This is a genomic window from Streptomyces sp. NPDC030799, assembly GCF_055572255.1.
This window is the reverse complement of sequence record NZ_JBVIDS010000006.1, coordinates 1-25072: the sequence shown is the minus strand read 5'-3', so window position 1 is coordinate 25072 and position 25072 is coordinate 1. Positions and strand designations below refer to the sequence as shown.

Here is a 25072-nt window from a genome sequence, read left to right as displayed (position 1 = left end):
GGTCCGTTCCGACAGGATCACCGGTTGTGGGAATGTACAGTTCCGTCCGTTCGGTATGTAACCGGACGGATGTTACGGAGCCGACACCCTTCCGGCTCACCCCTTGACCGCCCCGCCCAGCGCGAAGCCGCCCCCCAGCCGCCGCGCCACCAGCACGTACAGCAGGATCACCGGCGTCGAATAGATGACGGAGAACGCGGCGAGCTGCCCGTACGCCACCATGCCCCGGTTGCCGAAGAAGTCGTTGATGCTGACCGAGGCCGGCATCTGGTCCGGGGTGAGCAGCAGCATGAACGGGACGAAGAAGTTCCCCCACATCATCACGAACGAGAACACCGTGACGACGGCGATCCCCGGCCCCATCAGCGGCAGCACGATCCGCACCAGGGACTGCAGCGCGTTCGCCCCGTCCGTCCAGGCCGCCTCCTCCAGCTCCCTCGGCACCCCGTCCATGAAGTTCTTCATCAGCCAGATGGCGAACGGCAGCTGGGAGGCGGCGAAGAAGAGGATCGTGCCCAGCAGTGTGTCGATCAGGTTCACCCGGACGAACAGCGCGTACACCGGCACCATGATCGCGGTGATCGGCAGGCTCGTCGCGAACAGGATGGTCACCAGGAACGGCCGGCCCAGACGGGAGCGGAACCGGGAGAGCGGATAGGCGGCGAGGGCGGCGCAGACGACGGTCAGCGCGGTGCCGCAGCCGCACAGGACCAGGCTGTTGAGCAGCGGGGTGCAGGTGATGTCCGGGGTCAGGATCGCGTCGAAGTTGCCGAGGGTGAACCCGTCCGGGATCTTCACTCTGAGATCGGCGTGCGGATCGACGGAGGACAGCACCACCCAGGCGAGGGGCAGTGCGAAGGCGACGGCCACGACCAGCAGACAGGCATCGGCGGCAAGCCGCCCAGAAGCGCGTTTCCTGGGCATGCGGGTGTCACACCTCCGTCCGGAGCAGCCGCAGATGGACGACCGAGAACAGCGAGCCGACGAGCAGCAGAAGCAGGGCGACCGCGGTGCCGTACCCGATCATGCTGTTCTGGAAGGCCTGCTCGTACATGAACAGCGGCAGTGTCTGGCTCTTGTTTCCGGGGCCGCCCCGGGTCATCACCCAGATCAGCCCGAAGACGGAGAGCGTCTGCAGGGTGTTGAGCATGAGGTTGGTGCCGATGGACCGGCGGATCATCGGCAGGGTGATGTGCCACATCCGCCGCCATCCGCCGGCCCCGTCCACCTCGGCGGCCTCCGTGATCTCGGCGGGTATCCCGTCCAGCGCGGCGGAGTAGACGAGCATCGAGAACGCCGTACCGCGCCAGACGTTGGCGAAGGACACGGCGAGGATGGGGAGCGTGAACAGCCAGTTCTCGCGCGGCAGATGCAGCCAGTCCAGGATCGCGTTGAGCGTCCCCTCCCGCCGGAAGAAGGCGTACAGCAGAAACCCGGCGACGACCTCCGGCAGCACCCACGCCGTGACGACGACCCCGCCGGTGAGCGTGCGCACCGGCTTCGAGGCCCGCTTCATCAGCGCCGCCAGGGCGAGACCCAGGGTGTTCTGTCCGAGGAGCGAGGACAGCACCGTGAACACCAGGGTCAGCCGGACGGCGTTCAGGAACGCGTCGTCGCGAAAGGCGCGCCGGAAGTTGGCGAACCCGACGAAGGACGCATGCGCCTGACCGGTCAGCTGCAGGTCGGTGAAGGCGATGTAGACGCAGTACGCGATCGGTCCGGCGAGGAAGAGCAGGAGAAGCACGACGGCGGGGAGGAGAGGAAGGGCCCGGGTGAGCCGGCGCGGAGGTTTCACTTCTCGGTCACTTGGCCGCCGGTGACGTCCTTGAGCGTGTCGTCGTACCCGCTCGCGGCCTGCTCCGCGGACTGGTCGCCGGTCGTCACGCTCTCCATGGCCTCCTGGATGGCGGTCGACACCTTGGGGTACGCCGGGTACGCGGGCCGGTAGTGCGTGCTGGACACCAGGTCGGTGAAGAACCTGATGCCGGGCTGGGCGGTGGCGTACGCGGGGTCCTCGGCGACGTCGCTGCGCACGGAGATGCCGGAGTTGGCGATGTACCACTTCTTGGCGTTCGCCTCGGTCTGCATCGTCCTGATGAAGTCGAAGGCGAGGTCCGGGTTGCCGGCCTTGGCCGGGACGGCCCAGGTCCACCCACCGGACATGCTCACCTTGCCGGGCGCCTGCCCGTGCTGGGTGGGCATGTACGCGAGGCCCAACTGCCGGGACCAGTCGGGCCATTCGTGCCCACTGCCGGGCAGCCAGGCCTGCGGCAGCCAGGAGCCGTCGAGGTCGATGCCGAGTCTGCCCTGGGGGAGCAGCTCACCGTTGACGGTGGTCGCGAAGTTGGGGTCGAGGGCGTCGGAGACGTCGGGGCCGAGCTTCTCCCGGTACACGGTCTCGACGAACGTCAGCGAGTCCTTGAAACCCTGACCGGCCGTGACCCATTTCTTGCTCGTGCTGTCGTAGAGCGGATCGGAGGTGCCGTCGCCGGTGCCGTACAGGAGCATCTCGAAGCCCTGCATGGTGGAGCGCTCTCCCGCCGGTTTGCCGGTGTAGACGTTGAGCGGAGTGACGCCGGGGACCCTCCGCTTGATGGTGCGGGCGGCGGCGAGGACGTCGTCCCAGTTCTTCGGCTGCCAGTTCAGCGGCAGCCCGGCCTTCTTGAACACCCGCTTGTCGAACCACAGTCCGCGGGTGTCCGTCCCGTCCGGCACGCCGTACGTCTTCCCGTCCTGCCCCTTCGCGGCCGCCTTCGCGGTGCCGGCGAACCGCTTCCAGTCCGGCCACTTGGCGAGGTACCGGTCGAGGGGTCTGAGATAGCCGCTCGTGATGTCGGAGTTGATGAGGAAGGTGTCCTCGTACACCAGATCCGGGGCGGTCCTCGGCGACCGCAGCATCTGCTGCAGCTTGGTGTAGTACTCGGAGTCCGGGGCCTTGACGGGGACGAACTCGACCTTCTTCCCCGGGTACTTCTCCTCGAACTCCTTCTTGACCCCGGCGAGATAGGTGTCCATCACCTTGATGGAGTTGTCGGTGGACTGCTTGTACGACACCTTGACCGTGTCGGCACTGCTGCCGGATCCCGAGCCGCACGCGGTGAGGGCGGTGGCGGCGAGGGCGGCGGTGAGGAGGGCGGAGTAGGCGGCGGTGGGGCGCACGGGCATGACCTCCTGAGCACACGTGGCGGTGGCGCGGAGATGGCTGCCGTGTGAAGGTATGAGCGGTGGTCCAGTCGGGTCAATGAGTGTGCGCGGATTGCCCGTTGGCGGCGTCTGCGGGGCCTTGCCCCGGGTGGACGCTGTCCTCACCGCCCCTGAGGAACCCACCGGTACACCAGCTCCGGCCGCCCCACCTGCCCGTACAACGGACTCCGGCCGGCCCTCCCCGCTTCCACCAGGTGCTCCAGGTACCGCCGGGCGGTGATCCGCGAGATGCCCACCGCCTCGGCCACCCCCGCCGCCGTCAGCCCCTCCTCCGCCTCCCGCAGTGTGCCCGTCACGCGCTCCAGGGTCGGTCCGCTCAGACCCTTCGGCAGCGCCGCGGGCGACGGTGCCCGCAGGGCCGCCAGCGCGCGGTCGACCTCGTCCTGGCCGCTCGCCTCGCCGACCGCGGCGCGGAATTCGGCGTAGCGGATCAGTCGGTCCCGCAGCGTGGCGAAGGTGAAGGGTTTCAGGACGTACTGGACGACGCCCAGGGACACGCCCTCGCGGACCACCGCCAGGTCCCGGGCCGATGTCACCGCTATCACGTCCGCGTGATGCCCGGCCGCACGCAGGGACCGGGCGAACTGCAGGCCGTGCACGTCCGGCAGGTGCAGGTCCAGGAGCAGCAGATCCACGGGCGTGCGGTCCAGGATGCGGCGGGCCTCCGCCCCCGTGTGCGCCCTGCCGACCGAGACGAACCCGGGCACCCGGCCGACGTACAGCACATGGGCGTCGGCGGCGACCGGGTCGTCCTCGACCACGAGGACGCGGATCGGATGCGGTTCCTGCGTCATCTGCCGCCCCCCACCGCCGACCGCAGCGGCAACCGCACCTCGAACACCGCTCCGCCCTCGCCGTCCTCGTCGCACTCCGCCACCGTCAGCGTGCCCTCGTGGCGGGTCACCGCCTGCCGGACCAGGGCCAGCCCGAGGCCCCGGCCGCCGGGCCCGGCCGGCTTCGTCGAGAACCCCCGCTGGAATACCAGGTCGGCATGGGCCGGGTCGACACCGGGGCCCGTGTCGGACACCCTGAGGACCACCTCGGCGTCCGAGGCATACGCCGTGACCGTCACCCGCGCCCCGACGCTGCCCTGTGCCGCGTCCACCGCGTTGTCGATCAGGTTGCCGAGGATGGTGACCAGGTCACGGGCGGGCAGGCTGCCGGGGAGCAGCCCGTCGTCCAGGCGGCTGTCCCGGGACACCACCAGCTCCACGCCCCGCTCGTTGGCCTGGGCCGTCTTGCCGAGCAGCAGGGCGGCCAGCACCGGTTCCCGTACCGCCGCGACCACCTGGTCGGTCAGGGCCTGGGCCAGTTCCAGCTCCGCCGTGGCGAACTCCACCGCCTCCTCGGCCCGGCCCAGCTCGATCAGCGACACCACCGTGTGCAGACGGTTGGCGGCCTCGTGCGCCTGCGAGCGCAGGGCCTGGGTGAAGCCGCGCTCGGAGTCCAACTCGCCCATCAGGGACTGGAGTTCGGTGACGTCCCGCAGGGTGACCACCGTGCCCCGGCGCTCCCCGCCCGACACCGGGGAGGTGTTCACCACCAGGACGCGGGACGCGGTCAGGTGCACCTCGTCCACCCGGGGCTCCGAGGACAGCAGCGCGCCGGTCAGCGGGACCGGCAGGCCCAGGTCGGCCACCGAGCGGCCGATCAGCTCCGTGTCCGGTGCGCCCAGGCCCAGCAGCTCCCGGCCGCCGTCGTTGATCAGCGCCACCCTGTACTGCCCGTCCAGCATCAGCAGGCCCTCGCGGACCGCGTGCAGCGCCGCCTGGTGGTAGTCGTGCATGTGGCTCAGCTCGGTGGCGTTCATGCCGTGGGTGTGCCGGCGCAGCCGGGCGTTGACGACGTACGTGCCGACCGCGCCCAGCAGCAGCGTGCCTCCGGCGACCCCCAGCAGGGCCGTGACCTGGTCCTGGACCCGCGCGCTGATCTCCTCCACCCTGATGCCGGCGCTGACCAGGGCGATGACGCGGCCGTTCTCCTCGACCGGGGTCACCGCGCGGACGGAGGGGCCGAGGGTGCCGGTGTACGTCTCGGTGAAGGTGTGGCCGTGCAGGGCGGGGCCGATACGGCCGAGGAAGCGTTTGCCGATCTCGTTCCGGTCGGGATGGGTCCAGCGGATCCCGTCCGGGGTCATGATCGTGACGAAGTCGACGTCCGCGTCCCGCATGACCTGCAGCGCGTACGGCTCCAGCGCGGCCGTGGGGCGGGAGGTGTGGATCGCCGAGCGGACCGAGGGGGCGTCCGCGATGGAGCGGGCCACCGCCGTGACCTGGCGGACCGCCGCGTCCTCGGCCTGCCTCTGGTCGTTGAGGTAGGTGAACAGCGCGTACCCGGCCACGACCAGCGCGATCAGCACGGCCTGCATCGCGAACAGCTGGCCCGCCAGGCTGCGGGGTCGGGGGAGACGGGGAACGCGCATGTCAGCAGTGTGCCTCTCCGGTCGATGCGGTGTGTCTCTGCGGTCCATCGTGAACTAAATGAACGGAAGGGTGACCGCCCTCACACGGCGGGAGATAGTCACGGCATTCCCCAGTAACGCCCGGACGTGAGCCGCACGCCGGTTGTTCGCCGACGAAGACGTCAAGGAGGGCAGTCGTGGCCACCACAACCCCCGACACGGCACCTGCCGCACCCCGCGTGAAGCGGGACCGGACCCATTACCTGTACATCGCCGTCATCGTGGCGGTCGCGCTCGGCATCGCCGTGGGACTCATCTGGCCCGACGCCGCGGTCCAGCTGAAGCCGCTCGGTTCCGGTTTCGTGAGCCTGATCAAGATGATGATCTCGCCGATCATCTTCTGCACGATCGTGCTGGGCATCGGGTCCGTACGCAAGGCCGCCAAGGTCGGCACCGTGGGCGGGATCGCGCTCGGCTACTTCCTCGTGATGTCGCTGGTCGCGCTCGCCATCGGGCTCGTCGTCGGCAATGTGCTGCACCCGGGTGACGGGCTGCACCTCACCGACGCCGTCAAGGCGGCCGGACACGACCAGGTGTCCAAGGAGGCACTGCCGCCGGTCCAGTTCATCCTGTCGATCATTCCGACGACCTTCGTGTCCGCCTTCACCCAGGAACAGGTTCTGCAGACCCTGCTGGTCGCCCTGCTCGCCGGGTTCGCGCTGCAGTCCATGGGGCCGGTCGGGCAGCCGGTGCTGCGCGGCATCGAGCACCTCCAGCGGCTCGTCTTCCGCATCCTGTCGATGGTCATGTGGGCGGCGCCGGTCGGTGCCTTCGGCGCCATCGCGGCGGTGGTCGGCTCGGCCGGACTCGACGCCCTGAAGAGCCTCGCCGTGCTGATGCTCGGCTTCTACGTCACCTGCGTGCTGTTCGTCTTCGTGGTGCTCGGCGTGATTCTGCGGATCGTCACCGGACTCAACGTCTTCTCCCTCTTCAGGTACCTGTCGCGCGAGTTCCTGCTGATCCTGTCCACCTCGTCCTCCGAGTCCGCGCTGCCGCGGCTGATCGCGAAGATGGAGCACCTGGGCGTCAGCAAGCCCGTCGTCGGCATCACCGTGCCGACCGGCTACTCCTTCAACCTCGACGGCACGATGATCTACATGACCATGGCGTCGCTGTACATCGCCGACGCGCTGGGTACGCCGATGTCGGTGGGCGAGCAGATCCCGCTGCTGCTGTTCCTGCTGCTGGCGTCCAAGGGCGCGGCGGGCGTCAGCGGTGCGGGGCTCGCCACCCTGGCCGGCGGCCTGCAGTCGCACAAGCCGGCGCTGGTCGACGGGGTCGGTCTGATCGTGGGTATCGACCGGTTCATGAGTGAGGCGCGGGCACTGACGAACTTCGCGGGCAACGCGGTCGCCACCGTGCTGATCGGCACCTGGACCAAGGAGATCGACAAGGTGCGGGTGCGGCAGGTGCTGGCGGGTGAGCTGCCGTTCGACGAGACCACGCTGCTGGACGAGAAGCAGCCGGCGGTCACCGAGGTCCCCGAACCCCAGGAGGGCGGGGACAAGGAGCTGGCCAAGGCCTGACCCGCCCGAAAGAACTCCGGACGTCCGGCCCCGCCTGAACCCGGGCCGGGCGTCCGGTACCCGCCGCCGGGCGGTCGAGTCTCCCCCGTACCTCGACCGCCCGGCTTCTTCGCGTCTGCCGACTCACCTCAGCGCACTCACCTCAGCGCACTCACCTCTGCGCACCCACCCCTTACGCACTCACCTTGGCCACCAGCGCGGTGGCCGCCGAGGCGGGCACGCCCGCCGCGGTCAGGACCGTGACCGTGGCCGAGCGGCCCGCCTCTTCCGCTGTCACCAGGCCGTCGTTCACCGCCTCCATCACCGCGAACACCATCTGCTCCTGTACGTACGCCAGGGCCGGGGCGGGCAGCGGGGAGCTGAACACGCCCTCGTCCAGGCCCCGTTGGAGCAGTTGGACCTTGTTGGCGCGCAGCGGGGCGAGGCGTTCGCGGATGCCCTGGACGGTGACCGTGCGCTGGGCGAGCGCGATCAGCAGGCGGTAGCGGTCCGCGGTCGCCCAGATCGCGAGGAGCGACCGGGCCACCGCCTCCGCCGGGTCCTGCACCCCCTCGCGCACCGCCGCGTCCGCGTCCGTCAGCGCTTGCACCGCCTCGTCGACGAGAGTGCTGATCAGTGCCTCACGGCTGGGGAAGTGGCCGTACACCGTCCGTCGTACGACACCCGCCGCGCGCGCGATCTGGTCCATGGAGGCGTCCGGATCGCGCAGCAGCTCGGCGAGGGCGACGTCGAGGATGCGGCGCCGGTTGGCGTCGGCGCGGCTGGGGTTACCCGTGGTCATGTCGTCATTCTGCACGCACGCGCAGAACTTGCACAGCGCTGTGCAACGACGTACATTGCACATGGTTGTGCAATTGCACGCCACTGTGCAAAACCTGGACTCCACGTCCCGTCGCGGAACCGAGGAAGGCGACCCCTGCCATGCGACTCGTCATGACCGAACCGGTCGAGAAGATGGAGCGCCCGTACGCCCGGCGCTGGTGGGCACTGCTCGTGCTCTGCCTGAGCCTGCTGATCATCGTGATGGCGAACACCGCCCTCACGGTCGCCGCGCCCGACATGACGAAGGACCTCGGGCTGAGCAGCGCCGACCTGCAGTGGGTGATCGACGGCTACACCGTCCCCTACGCCGCGCTGATGCTGCTGCTCGGTGCGATCGGCGACAAGTACAGCCGGCGCGGGGCACTCGTCCTCGGCCTGGTCGTCTTCGGCGGCGGCGCGATCGCCGGCTACCTCGCCGACAGCGCCACGTCCGTCATCGCGGCCCGCGCCGTGATGGGTGTCGGCGCCGCGCTGATCATGCCCGCCACGCTCTCCCTGCTGGCCGCGACCTTCCCGCGCGCCGAACGCGCCAAGGCGATCGTCCTGTGGACCGCCACCGCCGGGCTCGCCATCGCCGCCGGACCGGTCGTCGCCGGCGCCCTCCTGCGCGATCACGGCTGGTCCTCGACCTTCCTGATCAACGTGCCCATCGCGGCCGTAGCGATCGTTGCCGCCTTCGTCCTGATACCGCCGTCCAGGGCGGGCCACCACGACCGCATCGACTACGTCGGCGGCCTGCTGTCGGTCGTCTGGACCGGCTCCCTCATCTACATGATCATCGAGGGTCCGCACTTCGGCTGGGGTGCCAAGGCGGTCACGGCGGCCGTCGTCGCGGGCGCCGGCCTGGTCGCGTTCGTCGTCTGGGAGCTGCGCCACCCCCGCCCGATCCTGGACGTCCGCCGCTTCGCGCACCGCCGCTTCGCCGGCTCCAACCTCGCCGTCGCCCTGTTCTTCCTCGCCGTCTTCGGCGCCTTCTACTACCTCACCCAGCACCTGCAGTTCGTCCTCGGCTACGACGCCCTGCAGACCGGCGTACGGATGCTCCCGCTGGCCGGCGCGGTCTTCGTCGGCTCGGCCCTGACCGGCCTGCTGACCCCGCGCGTGGGGATGAAGTGGACCGTCACGGCGGGCATGGTCGGCGGCACCAGCGCCCTCGCCCTGCTGACCCGGGTGGACGCGGGTTCGACGTACACCGACTTCCTGGCCCCCCTGATCATCCTCGGCCTGGCCATCGGCCTCGCCCTGTCGCCCTGCACCGACGCGATCATGGGCGCCTTCCCCGAGTCCGAGCTGGGCGTCGGCGGCGCGGTCAACGACACCTCGCTGGAACTGGGCGGCTCGCTCGGCATCGCCATCCTCGGCTCGCTGCTTGCCACGTCCTACGGCAACCACCTCTCCGACGCCACCGCCGGCAGCAAGCTCCCCGCGAGCGCCCTGGACACCGCGCAGGACTCGGTCGGCGCCGGATACGCCGTCGCCCAGGGCATCGGCGACAAGGCGCACGCGCTGGCCGCGCAGGCGGCACAGTCCAAGGACCCGCACCAGGCCGCACAGCTGAAGCAACAGGCCGCCGAACTCGCCTCCGGCGCCCGCCAGATGGCCGACGCGGTCGGCTCCTCCTTCTCCTCCGCCGTCGCCCACACCAGCCTGGTCGGCGCGGTGATCCTCGGCCTCGGCACGCTCCTCGTGGGCTTCCTGCTCCCACGCCGTGAAGCCCCCGCGCCGGACGTGAAGACCGAGGAGAAGGAACTCCTGGACAGCGCGGTCGGCTGACAGCTCCTCGCCCCCATCCACTAACGTGCCGTTCCTGTTCAATCGGAACGGCACGTTCGTGCGTGGCGTCCGTACCTGTGAGTCATGACGTGTATGGAGGCACGGGGGATATGAAGATCGACTGGGACCGGCGGACCTGCGCGCGGAAGGGGCATGTCACCTACGCGCCCGACGACCCCCGCCTGCGTCTGCGGCTGCACGCCGACACCGCGCTCGGCGAGGTGTGGCGCTGCCTGCGCTGCGGTGACTTCGCGCTGGGTGAGCCGCACGGCTCCGGTCCGGCCGCGGACGCCCCGCTGGTGCCGCGCGGGAAGGTGCTGCGGGACCTGTTCATCCTGCGCTTCCTGGCGATCGAGCGGGCCGTGCGCGGGGTGTTCATCGTGCTGGTCGCGGTCGCGGTCTGGAAGTTCAGCAACAGCCAGGATGCGGTCCGCAGCCTCTTCAACGAGTACCTCGACGTCCTCCGGCCGGTCTTCCGGCACTTCCACTACGACCTCGACCACTCACCCGTCGTCGGCTCCATCCAGAAGGCGTTCGGCTACAAGCACTCCACGCTGCTGCTGGTCGCCGCCCTGCTGCTCGCCTACGCGCTGATCGAGCTCATCGAGGCCGTCGGCCTCTGGTACGCCAAGCGCTGGGCCGAGTATCTGACGGTCGTCGCCACCGCCGCGTTCCTGCCGCTGGAGATCTACGAGCTCACCGAGAAGGTCAGCTATCTGAAGATCGCCACGCTCGTCCTCAACATCCTCGCGGTCCTCTACATCGCCATGGCCAAGCGCCTGTTCGGCCTCCGGGGCGGCCGCAGGGCCTTCGAGGAGGAACGGCACAGCGCCTCCCTGATGGAGGTGGAGGAGTCGGCGGGGGTGACCGTCTGATCCCCGTCGGCCGCCGCCCGCCGCGGGCTACGAAGCCCGCGCGGCCTCGGAGAGCCGTGTCAGCTCCGCCTCCGTCAGTGTGAGCTCCGACGCCGCCGCCGAGTCCCGGATCGTCCGAGGACGGCTCGCGCCCGGGATCGGGAGCACGGTGGGGGAGAGGGACAGCAGCCAGGCCAGGCACACCTGCTGGGGGCTGACCCCGCGCTCCCGGGCCACCTCGTGGAACGCGGCGAACCGCGGGGCCGCCGCCAGGCCCGACGACCCGTCCAGCGAGCTGCGCGAGATCCCGCCGAGCGGACTCCACGGCAGGAACGCCAGGCCCAGCTCCGCGCAGAGCCGCAGTTCCGGATCGCTGTCGCGGACCTCGGGGGAGAAGCGGTTCTGCACGGACACCAGGCGGTCGCCGAGGATCGTGCGGGCCCGGACGATCTGGTCGGCGGTCACGTTCGACAGGCCGGCCAGGCGGATCTTGCCCTCGTCGAGGAGCTCGCGCAGGGCGCCCACCGACTCCTCGAACGGCACGGCCGGGTCGGGCCTGTGGAGCTGGTAGAGGCCGATCGCCTCGACACCGAGCCGCTTCAGGGAGGCCTCCGCGGCCGTCCTGAGGTGCCGGGGCGTGCCCGTCGTCGTCCAGGTGCCGTCGGCCGGGCGGCCCCGGCCGCCCTTGGTGGCCAGCAGCACGCCGTCGGTGTCGCCGCCGTAGGCCGCGAGGGCGCGGGCGAGGAGGAGTTCGTTGTGGCCGGGCTCCTGGCCCGGCAGATGGTAGGAGTCGGCCGTGTCGAGCAGGGTCACGCCCGCGTCCAGCGCCGCGTGGACGGTGGCGAGGGCGCGGGCCTCGTCCGGCCGGCCCTCGATCGACAGCGGCATGGCACCGAGTCCCACCGCGCTCACCTTCAGGCCGCCAACCGTGCGGTACCGCATCTCAGCTGTCCTTTCCCAGGGTCTCGGCCACGGCCTTCGGCAGCCACTGCCGTACGTCACCGAAGAGGAAACCGAGCCGGGCGGCCCGGGAGTTGTCCATGGCGTAACGGCGGCGGAAGGCGAAGGGGGAGAGCCCGGCGGACTCGGTCACCTCGAAGCGCACCTCGCCCCCGGGGATTTGTGCCGCCACCGCGGTGCACAGCTCGTCCACGGCCAGCAGGCCGTCGGAGGCGGCGTTCACCGGGCCCGTGAAGTCCGCTCCCGCCGCCCAGAACAGGAAGTCGGCGATCTCCTCGACGTGGATGTACGTCGCCGGGTGCGAGACCGGCGGTACGGCGATGGGCGTGCCGGTGCGGATGCGGTGAGCGTAGTGCTCCAGCCGGCCGGTGAAGTCGTCGTCGCCGCCCAGCACATGGGCGACGCGAACGGACACGAACGGCAGGCCGGAGCCCGTGAACACCGCCTCGGCCTGCCGCTTGCCCTCGCCGTAGTGCGCCTCGACGAACCCCGCCTCGTCCCAGGGGAGGTCCAGGCCAACGGCGACCGTACTGGGATCGACCGCGCTCTCCGGCACCGGCACCGCCGAGTCCTCGTGCTCGTACACCTCCACCGTCGAGGTCATGACATAGCGTCCGGTGCGGCCCGTGAAGACCCGGTGGGCGATCTCCGCCTGGCGCGGGGTGTAACAGACCTGGTCGATGACGACGTCGAAGGTACGGCTGCCGATCGCTTCGGCCAGCGCCTTCTCGTCGTCGCGGTCGGCCACCAGGTGGACCGCTCCCGGCGGCGGGGCCGACGATCCCCGGTTCAGGACCGTGACCCGGTCACCCGCCGCCAGCAGCCGGGCGATCAGCCGCTTGCCGAAATAGCGGCTGCCCCCGATGACCAGTACCTCTCGTGCCTTTGCCATGACCATAATTCTCCGGACCGAGCAGGGAGCTCTGAAGGGGGAGACATGGGAGATCGGGCCACTACGCCGAAAGAACCACGGCATCTGCGGGCAGTCGCCGACGAAACACAGGTGGCCTTTGACGCGGTGGACCGGCAGATCCTCCAGCTGCTCCAGACCGACGGGCGGATCAAGCTGAGCGAGCTGGGCCGGCGGGTCAGTCTGAGCCCGGCGGCCGTGGCCGAGCGGGTGCGCCGGCTGGAGACGGCCGGCGTCGTCGAGGGGTACGGCGCCCAGGTCGCGCCCGCCCGCCTCGGCTACGGCATCCAGGCCTTCATCCGGGTGAACCCGCACGGCGGCTACAACCTCAAGCACCCGAGGACCCTCGAACTGATCGACCGCCCGGAGATCACCGAGGTGCACCACGTGGTCGGCCAGGACTGCTGGATCCTCAAGGTCGCCGTCACCGACACCGTCCACCTGGAGGAGATCCTGGAGCAGACCTCGGTGCTGGGCCGGACGACGACGTCGATCGTGCTGTCCTCACCGGTGCGCCGCAAGCCGCTGCTGCCCCCGGCCCGAGCCTGAAGGGAAAACACCCCTTGCCTTGACGCCGACGTCAACACCTACGGTCGTAGGCATGCGAATCGGCGAGCTGGCCGCACGGGCCGGGACCACCACCCGCACCCTGCGCTACTACGAGGCGCGCGGGCTGCTGCCGGCCCGGCGCGACGGCAACGGACACCGTACGTACGACGAGGGCGACCTCAGGCTGCTGGAGCAGATCCGGACGCTGCGCGACTTCGGGTTCGAGCTGGAGGAGACGCGGCCCTTCGTGGAGTGTCTGCGCTCCGGGCACCCGGAGGGCGACTCCTGCCCGGCCTCGCTCACGGTCTACCGGCGCAAGCTGGACGAGCTGGACGCGCTCATCGGGCAGCTGTCGGCGGTGCGGGAGACGGTCGCCGGGCAGCTGCGGCGGGCCGAGCGGGCCCGTGACGCGCTGGCCGCCGAGGCGCTGGTTCCGGGGGGTCCGGAACCGGTGTGCGAGCTGGGAGGGATTTCACGATGAGTCTGGTGAGCGGACTGGCCGAGGTGACGGACGCGGATTTCGAGGCGGAGGTGAAGGACTCGGAGCTGCCGGTGCTGGTGCAGTTCACAGCCGACTGGTGCGGGCCGTGCCGGCAGCTCGCGCCGGTGCTGAAGGACATCGCCTTCGAGGAGGGCGACCGGCTGAAGGTCGTACAGCTGGACGTGGACCGCAATCCGCAGACGACCATCGCCTACGGCGTGCTGTCCACGCCGACCCTGATGGTCTTCCGGGACGGTGAGCCGGTGCGGTCGATGGTGGGGGCGCGGGCCAAGCGGCGGCTGCTGGCAGAGCTGGCCGACGTGCTGTAAAACCCCTGCGCCCACGAAAAAATCCCCCGAGCAATTGCGCTCGGGGGATTTCTCTGCGTATATTCGGTGGTTCGCGACTTCCATTCGATGAATGGCGCGGAGAAGTTCAGTGGGCACAGTATATCCGGGCGGGAGCGGAATTGTCAAACACCGAATTTCCAGGCGATGAATTGCGGCACGAGCAGGAATTCATCGACGGACTGTACGCGCGTGTGGACGTGCTGCGCGGCGAGACCGAGACGTCGGTCACCGACGCACTCGCCCAGGGCGACAAGCCCATGCAGGCCCGGCTGGAGCGGGACATCCTGGTCGCCGAGCGCTCGGGGCTGCTCGCCGCGCTGAACGCCGTCGACGGCTCGCTCTGCTTCGGCCGGATCGACCTCGCCTCCGGCGCCGTCCACCACATCGGCCGGATCGGGCTCCGCGAGGACGACACCGAGCGCACCCCGGTGCTCATCGACTGGCGGGCCGACGTCGCCCGCCCCTTCTACCTGGCCACTGGTCACACCCCGATGGGCCTGCGCCGCCGCCGGCACATCACCACCCAGGGCCGCACCGTGACGTCCCTGCACGACGAGATCCTCGACCTGGGCGACGCCACCCGCACCGGCTACGAGGACCACAACGGCGACGCGGTGCTGCTGGCCGCGCTGAACTCTGCGCGCACCGGCCGCATGAGCGACATCGTGCAGACCATCCAGGCCGAGCAGGACGAGATCATCCGGGCGCCCCACCGCGGGGTGCTGGTGGTCGAGGGCGGCCCCGGCACCGGCAAGACGGCCGTGGCCCTGCACCGGGCCGCGTATCTGCTGTACGAGCACCGGGAACTGCTGGCCCGCCGCGCCGTGCTGATCGTCGGCCCCAACCCGGCCTTCCTCGGCTACATCGGCGAGGTGCTGCCCTCCCTCGGTGAGACCGGCGTGCTGCTGGCCACGGTCGGCGAGCTGTTCCCCGGGGTGAGGGCGACGGCCACCGACAGCAGGGAGGCGGCCGCGGTCAAGGGCCGCGCCGGCATGGCGGAGGTACTCGCCGAAGTCGTACGCGACTGGCAGTCGCTGCCCGATCCGGTGATCGCGATCGAGCACGACCGCGAGGTCCTGATGCTCGACGACGGCCTGGTAAAGGTGGCCCGCGAGCGCACCCGCGCCGCCAAGCTGCCGCACAACGTGGCCCGGGAACACTTCGAGGGCCACATCCTCAACACACTCACCGACCTGTACGCCGAGCGTGTGGGGACCGACCCGTACGACGGCAGCAACCTGCTGGACGCCTCCGACATCACCCAGATCCGCGACGAACTGGCCGAGAACCCCGAGGTCTGGGCCGCCATCGACCAGTTGTGGCCGCGCCTGACACCGCAGCGCCTGGTCGCGGACTTCCTCGCCGACCCCGTCGGCTACCTCCCCGACGAGGACGCGGCGGCCATCCGCCGCCCGGTGACCCGGGCGTGGACCGTGGCCGACGTGCCGCTGCTGGACGAGGCGGCCGAACTGCTCGGCGTGGACGAGCGGGTGGCGCGGGCGCGGGCGGAGCGGGAACGGGAGACGCAGGTGGCCTATGCGCAGGGCGTGCTGGACGTCTCGTACGCGTCCCGGACGTACGAGTTCGAGGACAAGCAGGACGAGGACTCGGAGGTGCTGTCCGCCCACGACATCATCGACGCGGAGCGGTTCGCCGAGCGGCACGAGGAGGCCGACCACCGCAGCGCCGCCGAGCGGGCGGCGGCCGACCGGACCTGGGCGTTCGGGCACATCATCGTCGACGAGGCGCAGGAGCTGTCGCCGATGGCCTGGCGGCTGCTGATGCGGCGCTGCCCGACCCGCTCGATGACCCTGGTCGGCGATCCGGCCCAGACGGCGGAGGCGGCGGGTGTCGGCTCCTGGTCGAAGATCCTCCAGCCGTATGTGGAGGACCGCTGGGAGCACACGCGCCTCGGGGTCAACTACCGTACGCCGGCGGAGATCATGGAACTGGCGGCAGCCGTCGTCCGTGCCGAGAACCCCGGCTTCGAACCGCCGAGCTCGGTCCGTTCGACCGGGGTACGGCCCTGGGTGCGCGCCACCGACGACCTGCCCGGCGCCGTCGCCGAGGCGGCCCGGGAGCTGACGCCCGCCGAGGGCCGGCTCGCGATCATCGCCCCGCGCCACCTGCACCGCAAGCTGGCCGCACGGCTGGACGGGGTGACCGCGGGCGCCGAGCCGGACCTGACCCGGGCCGTCGTCCTGCTCGACCCCCGCCAGTCGAAAGGCCTGGAGTTCGACTCGGTGCTGGTCGTCGAGCCGGCCCGCTACGGGACGAGCGACCTGTACGTGGCCCTGACCCGGGCCACACAACGGCTCGGCGTGCTGCACACCGGGACGTTGCCGGCGGGGCTCGCCGAGGCGGCGTGACGGGCAGGTCCGGATGACCGGAGGGTTCCCGAGACGAGAAAGCGCTCGGGAACCCTCCGGCCGTGCGATCTCCAGATTCTTTGTTCTACGCATCGCACAGTCGGATGAATGTCCGTGATGAATATATGACTTAGAAAATCGAAGCTCTGGCCTTGGCTTTGCTGTTTGTGGAACACCGGCCGTGTTGGGGTGCAGTGCAAGTCGGTAGATTTTCCCGCGGGCACGTCATATCGGGCGGAGGGTGTCCCTCCGCGATGCATTCGACAACGGGAATTCGGGATGTCAATCTGGCTCTCGACCGGACGGGGGAGTCCGGTGTCGGTGGCACATTGATCTGAGGATTGCGTATGCCAGCATCGGGCGACGACGACCCGTCCGGCCTCGACGGTCTGAGGCGGCAGCTTGACGCACAGGATCACCAGTTGGAGGAGGTCAGGCGTAGAATCGAGCAAATGCAGAGATGGCGGCAGGGCTGGCGCGGACTGCTGTCCTTCTGTCTCACGACGGCGCTTCCCTTTCTTCCTGACTTGCTGCGGTTCCTGGGTGAGTCTGTCAGTCATTGACTCATGGTGATCACAGTCGGTCGAACTCGATCGCTATGTATCAGGTGAATCCCTCGTACCGGTGACTCCGGCTTATCCTGGTGGACACCAGCCTTCCCGTCATTCTCTAATACTGCCACTGGTGCGGTGAATGGGGGGATTTGATGGCCGAGGTCGAGCGTCCGTTTCCTTTGCCCGCTTCTCGGGAGGAACAGGAAGAGTGGATTGAGGCGGCGATCGCCACCCCGGGGGCGAATGTACCCCGGGGTGCGCTCAGTAATATCGCTCCCTTCCTCGTCGAGCCGAAGGAGCTGCTGGGCGCCGCCGACGCTGCCGGACGGCGCAGGCTGGAGGACCGCGCTCTGCGGCGGATCGTCACCGACGCCGGGGACATGACCGTCGTGACCGTCCGGATGCATGGCGTCGGAGGGATCGTCTGGGAGAACAACGAACGGATCAGCTCGGCCTGGCACTCCCTGGCCGATCCCTCCGGCGTCACCGAGCAGCGACGTGTGCTGGCCCGGGTGCATCCCTGGACGCGAGTGACCCCCGATGGTCGGGAAGAGGCTTACGCGGCGCTGCGCACTACCGTGGCGAGCCGTGAGGATCTGATCGCGGACGTCGAGCTGGCTGCCGAGGCCCTGAGTGGCCGCGTCGGTCACCGGCCCTATGACCTCCGGCAGGACCTCATCCTCAACGGCCAGCAGGAGCCGGGCCTCTACGTTGCCCAACACTTCCAACTGGACGAAGCACCCCTGACCGGCCAGGACGGTGAACCGCTGCATCCCGCTGAGCACTGGGGATGGATGGCCGTGCGGGGCAACAACCGGACCAAGGCACGCCAGGAGATCTTCGGTGTGACGTCGGCGGAGGTGCTGACCGGCGTTCCGCTGAGGAAGCTCGGCGGCGACGGCGACAAGTTCATCTTCGATGTCGATGAATGGCTGGCGCGGCTGTCCGAAAGCCTGAACGAGGAGTACCTCGACGCGGGCGGGTGGGACCCGGACAGCACCTGTCGCGCGGTTCGGGCCAGGAATGTCGCCGTTGTCCAGGCCCACTTGGTGATCGGAAGCACCACACCGCGCCGCCTGTACCGCATTGTCCAGTCCAGCAATCGGCGCGACCATGTCCACCCGCCCCTGGAGTTCCTCCACAACGACCGCAGCCGTGCCCTCGCACGCAGCGTTCTCGGCGCCTACGTCGCCGCCGGGCGGCTGGACGAGCGGACGGCCGAGGTGCTTTCCGGCTCTGCTCCGATCACGGAGCTGCCGGGCGCGCCGAGCGACGCGACGGTCAGCGAGCTAAGGGACCTGCGGTCGATGATGCTGCTGACCGAACTGTTCCCCACCGACCGTGAGAAGCGGTTCGTGATCCGACGGGTGCTGAGCGAGTCGCCTCCTTCGCAGCTCACCGCCCCGGAAGTGAACCAACGCGCCCGTGCCTGGTCCGCGCTGACATCGGAGAGTTACCCCAAGGCCTGGAACCCCCGAATCGGTGAGATGTTCCAGGTGTCGGACGTACGCGAGGGCATCCGCCTCTCCGGCCGTCCGCTGCGGGACCTCCTCGCGGCGGCCGAGACGGACGACGAAGCGTTCGAGGAGTTGGTGAGTTACCGTGCCGCGCACTGGCTGGCCGCCTTCGGCATCATCGACGCGGACCGGGGTTCACTGACGGGTCAGAAGGCCGATGAGGACGATGGCACGGAGGCGACCCGCGTACGGCGCACCGTGCGCAACACCCTCAACGCGCTGCGGAACAACAGCAGGAAGCAGGCGGTAGGGGTCCTCAGGGAACTCGCCCTGGCGATGGACCAGAACGACCGGCCGCCACTCAGGGTGAACCGCTCGGGGCAGCCCGATGTGGTGCCGATGAAGGCCGCCTGGTTCAACCGCGAGTTCCCCAAGGAGACCGGAAAACGCCCGAACCGGCCCATCGTCCCCGGTGCGCGCACCGCTCCCCCCGCGATGGCGGTGACGGCGCGGCAACCGGCGTCCCCGCCTTCCGCATCCGCCCCCGCAGCCACCACCCCACCCCCTCCGCAGGCCCCTCCGCAGGCACAGGCTCTGCCTGCTGCTCCTCTGCCCACCGGCCCGCAGCAGACTACTGTCCTCGGTGCCACGGCCCCCTCCTGCCTGGAGCAGTGGGCCGGGGAACTGAAGGCGCGGGTCGGCCGGCTGCTCGACGAGTCCCGCCTGGCGAAGGATGTCCTGGACCGGATGGCTGACCGGGCCCGGGCGGACGGCGTTGCGTCGGCCTTCGGCCGAGGACAGGCCGACGCCATCGTCCGGGACGTGTCCCGCACCCTGCGCGTGCTCCGTGAACTGCCTGAACTGGTCGAGGGGCTGGCCGAAACCGAGCCCGAGACCGAAGCAGGGGCCGGGGACGGAGCCGGAGACGAACCCGGCCCGTAGCCCCGGCGCACGCCGGTTCCTCCCCGGTCTAAGCCGGTCGCAGCCACACCGTCGCCAGTGGCGGCAGGGCCAGCCGGATGCTCGCCGGGCGGCCGTGCCAGCCCTGGGGCTCGGGTTTGATGATGTCGGGATTGGTGACATCGCCGCCCCCGTACCGCGCCGCGTCCGTGTTCAGGCACTCGTGCCAGGCCGGTACGTCCTCCGGAACGCCGAGCCGGTAGTCGTGCCGGACCACCGGGGACAGGTGGGAGACCGCGAGGAGTGGATTGCCGTCGGCGTCGAGGCGCAGGAACGCGAAGACGTTGTCGTCCGCCGCGTCCCCGGTGATCCACTGGAAGCCCGCCGGGTCGGTGTCGCGCTGCCACAGGGCGGGGGTCGCCCGGTACAGCGCGTTCAGGTCCCGGACGAGATCCCGTACGCCCCGGTGGTCGGCCTCGGCGCCGTAGGACGGGTCGAGCAGCCACCAGTCGGGGCCGTGCGCCTCGGACCATTCGGCGCCCTGGGCGAACTCCTGGCCCATGAACAGCAGCTGCTTGCCCGGATGGGCCCACATGAAGCCCAGGTAGGAGCGGAGGTTCGCGCGCTGCTGCCACCAGTCGCCGGGCATCTTCGACACGAGGGACCGCTTGCCGTGCACCACCTCGTCGTGGGAGATCGGCAGGACGTAGTTCTCGCTGTAGGCGTACACCATCGAGAAGGTCATCTCGTGGTGGTGGTACTTGCGGTGGACCGGCTCGTGGGCCATGTACTGCAGCGAGTCGTGCATCCAGCCCATGTTCCACTTCAGGCCGAAGCCGAGCCCGCCGAACCCGCTCGGGCCCTTGTGGTGGGTGGGGCGGGTGACGCCGTCCCAGGCCGTCGACTCCTCGGCGATGGTCACCACACCCGGGCAGCGCCGGTAGACGGTGGCGTTCATCTCCTGCAGGAAGGCCACCGCGTCCAGGTTCTCCCGGCCACCGTGCTCGTTCGGGGTCCACTGGCCCGGCTCGCGCGAGTAGTCCAGGTAGAGCATCGAGGCGACCGCGTCCACCCGCAGGCCGTCGATGTGGAACTCCTCGCACCAGTACACGGCGTTGGCGACGAGGAAGTTGCGCACCTCGCGGCGGCCGAAGTCGAACTCCAGGGTGCCCCAGTCGGGATGCGCGGCCCGCCGAGGGTCGTGGTGCTCGTACAGCGGGCGCCCGTCGAACTCGGCCAGCGCCCAGTCGTCGCGCGGGAAGTGCGCCGGGACCCAGTCCATCAGCACCCCGATGCCGGCCTGGTGCAGCCGGTCCACCAGGTACTTGAAGTCGTCCGGGGTGCCGAGCCGGGCCGTCGGGGCGTAGAAACCGGTGACCTGATAGCCCCAGGAGCCGCCGAAGGGATGCTCGGCGACCGGCATCAGCTCCACGTGCGTGAAGCCCATCTCCCGTACGTAGGCGGGCAGTTGCTCCGCGAGCCGGCGGTAGGTCAGGCCGGGGCGCCAGGAGGGGAGATGGACCTCGTAGACGGAGAAGGGCGCTTCGTGCACGGGGATGTCGGCGCGGTGCGCCATCCACTCCGCGTCGGCCCACTCGTGGTGCGAGGCATGCACGATCGACGCGGTGGCGGGCGGCGCCTCGGTACGGCGGGCCAGCGGATCGGCGCGCAGGGTGCGCGAGCCGTCCGGGCGGGTGATCTCGAACTTGTACGCCTCGCCCTCGCCGATCCCCGGCACGAACAGCTCCCACACCCCGGACGAGCCCAGCGAGCGCATCGGAAAGCCCGTCGCGTCCCAGAAGTTGAAGCCGCCCGCGACCCGTACCCCCCGCGCGTCCGGCGCCCACACCGCGAACCGGGTGCCGGTGACGCCCTGATGAGCGGTGACATGCGCGCCGAGCGCCTGCCACAGCTGCTCGTGCCGCCCCTCGCCGATCAGATGCAGATCCAGCTCGCCGAGCGTGGGCAGGAAGCGGTAGGGGTCCTCGGTGTCCAGGACGTTGCCTTCGTACGCCACCAGCAGCCGGTAGCGCGGTACGTCCCCGAGCGGCAGCGACCCCGAGAAGAACCCGTCGCCGTCGTCGTGAAGTTCGGCGCGCAGGTCGTCGGTGACGACCGTGACGGACCGCGCGTACGGCCGGAAGACCCGGAAGGCGACGCCTCCCGTCACCGGGTGGGCGCCCAGGACGGAGTGCGGGTCGTGATGGGTGCCGTGCCGCAGCCGCTCGCGGTCGGCGGGGGAGACGGCGGAATGCGGGGTGTGCTTCGGGGTGGCCGGCTTCTTGGTCGTCACGGACGAGCCTCCTGGGCGGACGTGGCGAGGCGACGGATCGCGGAGAGCGGTACGGGGAGCCAGTCGGGGCGGTGCCGGGCCTCGTAGACGACCTCGTAGACCGCCTTGTCGGTCTCGAAGGCCGCCAGCAGCACCGGATCGGTGCGCGGGTCGCGGCCGGTCACCTCCGCGTACCCGGAGCAGTAGGCGGCCCGGCAGACGCGTGCCCACTCCGGCGCGGGCGGGCTCACCGAGTGCGCCGCGTAGTCGAAGGAGCGGAGCATGCCCGCGATGTCCCGCACCGGCGGCTGCGGCATGCGCCGTTCGGCCGGCGGCCGGGCCGGTTCGCCCTCGAAGTCGATCAGCGACCAGTCTCCGGAGGCCGAGCGCAGACACTGGCCGAGGTGCAGATCGCCGTGGATCCGCTGGGCCGTCCAGGTGCGGCCCTCGCCGGCGAGGGCGTCCAGCGCCCGGTACGCCGAGCGCAGCCCGCTCTCGTACGGTCGCAGTGCCGGCACCGCCTGGACGGCCGCCTCCAGCCGCTCGGTCATCCCCGCGACCAGCGACTGCAACTGGGCGTGGCCGAAGGTGACGGTCGGCAGGGCGCGGGCGAGCGCGGTGTGCACCTCGGCGGTGGCGCGGCCCAGCGCCCGGGACTCGGCGGCGAAGTCCTCGCCCTTGGCCAGCTCGCGCAGCGCCAGCTCCCAGCCGTCGCTCGCCCCGCTGACGAAGGGCTGGAGCACCGCCAGGACATACGACTCCTCGTCCACCTCCGCATGCAGCCAGGCGGTCGGTGCGGGCACCCGGGGGCAGCCCTCGCGGGCCAGCGCCAGGGGTATCTCCAGGTCGGGGTTGATGCCGGGCACCACGCGGCGCAGCAGCTTCAGAATGAACGTATCGCCGTAGACCACCGACGAGTTGGACTGCTCGGCGGTCATCAGCCGGGCCACCAGCCCGGCGCGGATCTCCTTCCCCGGCTCCCGCTCGAAACGCAAGCCTCCGATGCGGGCCCGGGTGCGCAGGGCCTCCAGCAGTACCTCGGCGGGCCGGGGGTCGTACAGGGCCTCGTACACCGTGCGTCCGGCGAGCGGGCCCTCCTCCAGGTGTCCGATCAGCGCGGGCGCCAGCCGGGGCGGCAGCGCCTCGCGCACGCCTATGAGGAGCTGGTAGCAGTCGCCCGGGTGGGGTTCGCTGCCCAGGGCGGACGGCTGGTGGACGCGCAGGAGCAGGTGGTAGAGGCCCAGTCGGCCGTCGGGCGGCAGCAGTTCGGTGGCGGCCACGGGGGTGAAGCCGGTGACCGGGCGGCCCTTGCCGGCGAACCAGCGCTGTCTCGGCAGCCACTCGCGCAACAAGGGATCCAGGGAGGCGAGGAGCGGGGTGGTGGTGCCGGAAGAGGTGACCGTTTCCGCCATGGGCGTCACGTCCTTTCCCCGGTGCACGAGGGGGTATCACTTGTGCGTGCCCCGGGTGGGGCGGGAGAAACCGCCCCACGACCAGGGTTCTACGCCACGTTCCGGCGCAGCCTGAACCAGTAGAAGCCGTGCCCCGCGAGGGTGAGCAGGTACGGCAGCTCGCCGATCGCCGGGAAGCGGACCCCGCCGAACAGCTCGACGGGGTGCCGCCCGCCGAAGCGGCTCAGATCCAGCTCGGTGGGCTGTGCGAAGCGGGAGAAGTTGTGGACGCACAGCACCAGGTCGTCCTCGTACTCGCGGAGGAAGGCGAGGACGGCCGGGTTGGAGGACTGCAGCTCGTTGTAGGACCCCAGTCCGAAGGCGGGGTTCTGCTTGCGGATCTCGATCATGCGGCGGGTCCAGTGCAGCAGCGACGACGGCGAGGACATCGACGCCTCGACGTTGGTGACCTGGTAGCCGTAGACCGGGTCCATGATCGTGGGCAGGAACAGGCGTCCCGGGTCACAGGACGAGAAGCCCGCGTTGCGGTCGGGGGTCCACTGCATGGGGGTGCGCACGGCGTCACGGTCGCCGAGCCAGATGTTGTCGCCCATGCCGATCTCGTCGCCGTAGTACAGGATCGGCGAGCCGGGCAGCGAGAGCAGCAGCGCGGTGAACAGCTCGATCTGGTTGCGGTCGTTGTCGAGCAGGGGCGCAAGGCGCCGCCGGATGCCGATGTTGGCGCGCATCCGCGGGTCCTTCGCGTACTCGGCCCACATGTAGTCGCGCTCTTCGTCGGTGACCATTTCGAGGGTCAGCTCGTCGTGGTTGCGCAGGAAGATGCCCCACTGGCAGCCGGAGGGGATCGCGGGGGTCTTGGCCAGGATCTCGGAGACCGGGTAGCGGGATTCCCGCCGTACGGCCATGAAGATGCGCGGCATCACCGGGAAGTGGAACGCCATGTGACACTCGTCGCCGCCGCTGCGGAAGTCGCCGAAGTAGTCGACGACGTCCTCCGGCCACTGGTTGGCCTCGGCGAGGAGCACCTTGTCGGGGTACTGGGCGTCGATCTCCTTGCGCACCCGCCTCAGGAACTCATGGGTCGCCGGCAGGTTCTCGCAGTTGGTGCCCTCCTGCTGGTACAGGTACGGCACCGCGTCCAGGCGGAACCCGTCGATGCCGAGATCCAGCCAGAACTTCAGCGCGGAGATCATCTCCTCCTGCACCGCCGGGTTCTCGTAGTTGAGATCCGGCTGGTGCGAGAAGAAGCGGTGCCAGTAGTACTGCTTGCGTACCGGGTCGTACGTCCAGTTGGAGGCCTCGGTGTCGACGAAGATGATCCGGGCGTCCTCGTACTGCTTGTCGTCGTCGGCCCAGACGTAGTAGTCCCCGTACGGACCGTCCGGATCCCGCCTCGACTCCTGGAACCACGGGTGCTGGTCGCTGGTGTGGTTCATGACGAAGTCGATGATGACGCGCATGCCGCGCTGGTGGGCGGCGTCCACGAACTCCACGAAGTCGGCGAGGTCACCGAACTCGGGGAGCACCGCGGTGTAGTCGGAGACGTCGTAGCCCCCGTCCCGGAGCGGGGACTTGAAGAACGGCGGCAGCCACAGACAGTCGACCCCCAGCCACTGCAGATAGTCGAGCTTGGCGGTCAGGCCCTTCAGGTCGCCGACGCCGTCGCCGTTGCTGTCCTGGAAGGAGCGGACCAGGACCTCGTAGAAGACCGCGCGCTTGAACCACTCCGGGTCCCGGTCCTTGGCAGGAGTGTCCTCAAAGGTGTCCGGAACGGGCTCATTGACGATCATATTGTGGGTGACCCTCCGATCTGCGGGTTGGACGGTCGCAGGACGGTGAAGACATGCGCGGGCCCATGACCCGGTTCGAGGCGCACATAGTTGGCCCTGCCCCAGTAGTAGGTCTCGCCGGTGAGCTCGTCGCGCACCGGCACCGACTCGTGCCAGTCCAGGCCGAGTTGCGGCATGTCCAACGAGACCGTGGCCTCCTGGGTGTGGTGGGGGTCGAGGTTGGCGACCACGAGAACCGTGTTCGATCCGCTCCGCTTCGAGTAGGCGATCACCGCGTCCTTGTCGGCGTGGTGGAAGTGCAGATTCCGCAGCTGCCGCAGGGCCGGGCTGTTGCGGCGGATGGTGTTGAGCTTGGTGATCAGCGGTGCGATGGTGCGGCCCTCGCGTGCGGCGGCCTCCCAGTCACGCGGCCTGAGCTGGTACTTCTC

General features: G+C 69.9%; 20 protein-coding genes. 8 read left to right on the top strand and 12 right to left on the bottom strand.

What is annotated here, in order from left to right; translation table 11 throughout:
* Window positions 1–96: 96 nt before the first annotated feature.
* The 5 genes from ACZ41I_RS16240 to ACZ41I_RS16220 all read right to left on the bottom strand — a co-directional run bounded on the left by ACZ41I_RS16240 (window position 97) and on the right by ACZ41I_RS16220 (window position 5626).
* Window positions 97–924 carry a carbohydrate ABC transporter permease gene (locus ACZ41I_RS16240; protein ID WP_363216714.1) on the bottom strand — a complete coding sequence of 276 codons (828 nt, stop codon included), beginning with the start codon at window positions 922–924 and terminating at the stop codon, window positions 97–99.
* Between the two features lie 7 nt (window positions 925–931).
* A complete protein-coding gene (locus ACZ41I_RS16235) occupies window positions 932–1795 on the bottom strand; it encodes a carbohydrate ABC transporter permease (protein ID WP_399764771.1) in 864 nt (287 codons plus the stop codon).
* Window positions 1792–3165 carry an extracellular solute-binding protein gene (locus ACZ41I_RS16230; protein ID WP_468514434.1) on the bottom strand — a complete coding sequence of 458 codons (1374 nt, stop codon included), beginning with the start codon at window positions 3163–3165 and terminating at the stop codon, window positions 1792–1794. Before ACZ41I_RS16230 ends, ACZ41I_RS16235 begins: the two co-directional genes overlap by 4 nt.
* Window positions 3166–3305: 140 nt before the next feature.
* Window positions 3306–3998: a response regulator gene (locus tag ACZ41I_RS16225; RefSeq protein WP_468514433.1), complete on the bottom strand. Its 693-nt coding sequence runs from the start codon at window positions 3996–3998 to the stop codon at window positions 3306–3308.
* Window positions 3995–5626: a sensor histidine kinase gene (locus ACZ41I_RS16220; RefSeq protein ID WP_468514432.1), complete on the bottom strand. Its 1632-nt coding sequence runs from the start codon at window positions 5624–5626 to the stop codon at window positions 3995–3997. Before ACZ41I_RS16220 ends, ACZ41I_RS16225 begins: the two co-directional genes overlap by 4 nt.
* Window positions 5627–5802: 176 nt before the next feature.
* On the opposite strand from ACZ41I_RS16220, the gene ACZ41I_RS16215 reads away from it, so the two are divergent.
* On the top strand, window positions 5803–7191 hold the full coding sequence (locus tag ACZ41I_RS16215; protein ID WP_468514431.1) for a cation:dicarboxylate symporter family transporter: 1389 nt from the start codon (window positions 5803–5805) through the stop codon (window positions 7189–7191).
* Between the two features lie 172 nt (window positions 7192–7363).
* On the opposite strand, the gene ACZ41I_RS16210 is transcribed toward ACZ41I_RS16215, so the two are convergent.
* Window positions 7364–7972, bottom strand: a complete 609-nt coding sequence (locus ACZ41I_RS16210) for a TetR/AcrR family transcriptional regulator (protein WP_363216708.1) — start codon at window positions 7970–7972, stop codon at window positions 7364–7366.
* A gap of 140 nt (window positions 7973–8112) precedes the next feature.
* On the opposite strand from ACZ41I_RS16210, the gene ACZ41I_RS16205 reads away from it, so the two are divergent.
* Together ACZ41I_RS16205 and ACZ41I_RS16200 are read left to right on the top strand one after the other, a co-directional pair.
* Complete coding sequence (locus ACZ41I_RS16205; protein WP_468514430.1) at window positions 8113–9786, top strand: MFS transporter; 1674 nt, start codon at window positions 8113–8115, stop codon at window positions 9784–9786.
* Window positions 9787–9896: 110 nt separating this feature from the next.
* Complete coding sequence (locus ACZ41I_RS16200; RefSeq protein WP_363216706.1) at window positions 9897–10661, top strand: DUF2127 domain-containing protein; 765 nt, start codon at window positions 9897–9899, stop codon at window positions 10659–10661.
* Between the two features lie 27 nt (window positions 10662–10688).
* Here ACZ41I_RS16200 and ACZ41I_RS16195 read toward each other — a convergent pair whose 3' ends face one another.
* Complete coding sequence (locus tag ACZ41I_RS16195) at window positions 10689–11582, bottom strand: aldo/keto reductase (protein ID WP_468319181.1); 894 nt, start codon at window positions 11580–11582, stop codon at window positions 10689–10691.
* Window position 11583: 1 nt separating this feature from the next.
* Entirely contained in the window at window positions 11584–12492 is a 909-nt protein-coding gene (locus tag ACZ41I_RS16190; RefSeq protein WP_468319179.1) for an NAD-dependent epimerase/dehydratase family protein, read from the bottom strand.
* Between the two features lie 111 nt (window positions 12493–12603).
* Here ACZ41I_RS16190 and ACZ41I_RS16185 point away from each other — a divergent pair, with 111 nt between their 5' ends.
* The 5 genes from ACZ41I_RS16185 (at window position 12604) to ACZ41I_RS16165 (ending at window position 19212) form a co-directional block, all read left to right on the top strand.
* Entirely contained in the window at window positions 12604–13059 is a 456-nt protein-coding gene (locus tag ACZ41I_RS16185; protein WP_468319177.1) for an Lrp/AsnC family transcriptional regulator, read from the top strand.
* 52 nt (window positions 13060–13111) lie between these two features.
* Window positions 13112–13540, top strand: coding sequence for a MerR family transcriptional regulator (locus ACZ41I_RS16180; RefSeq protein WP_363216702.1), 429 nt, complete (start codon window positions 13112–13114; stop codon window positions 13538–13540).
* Entirely contained in the window at window positions 13537–13869 is a 333-nt protein-coding gene (gene trxA / locus ACZ41I_RS16175; RefSeq protein ID WP_363216701.1) for a thioredoxin, read from the top strand. Before ACZ41I_RS16180 ends, trxA begins: the two co-directional genes overlap by 4 nt.
* 170 nt (window positions 13870–14039) lie before the next feature.
* Window positions 14040–16259 carry a HelD family protein gene (locus tag ACZ41I_RS16170; RefSeq protein ID WP_468319541.1) on the top strand — a complete coding sequence of 740 codons (2220 nt, stop codon included), beginning with the start codon at window positions 14040–14042 and terminating at the stop codon, window positions 16257–16259.
* 706 nt (window positions 16260–16965) lie between these two features.
* Window positions 16966–19212 carry a hypothetical protein gene (locus ACZ41I_RS16165; RefSeq protein WP_468514429.1) on the top strand — a complete coding sequence of 749 codons (2247 nt, stop codon included), beginning with the start codon at window positions 16966–16968 and terminating at the stop codon, window positions 19210–19212.
* A gap of 28 nt (window positions 19213–19240) precedes the next feature.
* On the opposite strand, the gene glgB is transcribed toward ACZ41I_RS16165, so the two are convergent.
* The 4 genes from glgB to ACZ41I_RS16145 form a co-directional block, all read right to left on the bottom strand.
* Window positions 19241–21463, bottom strand: a complete 2223-nt coding sequence (gene glgB / locus ACZ41I_RS16160) for a 1,4-alpha-glucan branching enzyme (RefSeq protein ID WP_468319173.1) — start codon at window positions 21461–21463, stop codon at window positions 19241–19243.
* On the bottom strand, window positions 21460–22854 hold the full coding sequence (locus tag ACZ41I_RS16155) for a maltokinase N-terminal cap-like domain-containing protein (RefSeq protein WP_468514428.1): 1395 nt from the start codon (window positions 22852–22854) through the stop codon (window positions 21460–21462). The genes glgB and ACZ41I_RS16155 overlap by 4 nt, the downstream gene beginning before the upstream one ends.
* An 89-nt stretch (window positions 22855–22943) precedes the next feature.
* Window positions 22944–24644, bottom strand: a complete 1701-nt coding sequence (gene treS / locus ACZ41I_RS16150; protein ID WP_468514427.1) for a maltose alpha-D-glucosyltransferase — start codon at window positions 24642–24644, stop codon at window positions 22944–22946.
* A partial coding sequence (locus ACZ41I_RS16145) for an alpha-glucosidase C-terminal domain-containing protein (protein ID WP_468514426.1) occupies window positions 24641–25072 on the bottom strand: 432 nt, incomplete at its 5' end. The genes treS and ACZ41I_RS16145, both read right to left, overlap by 4 nt.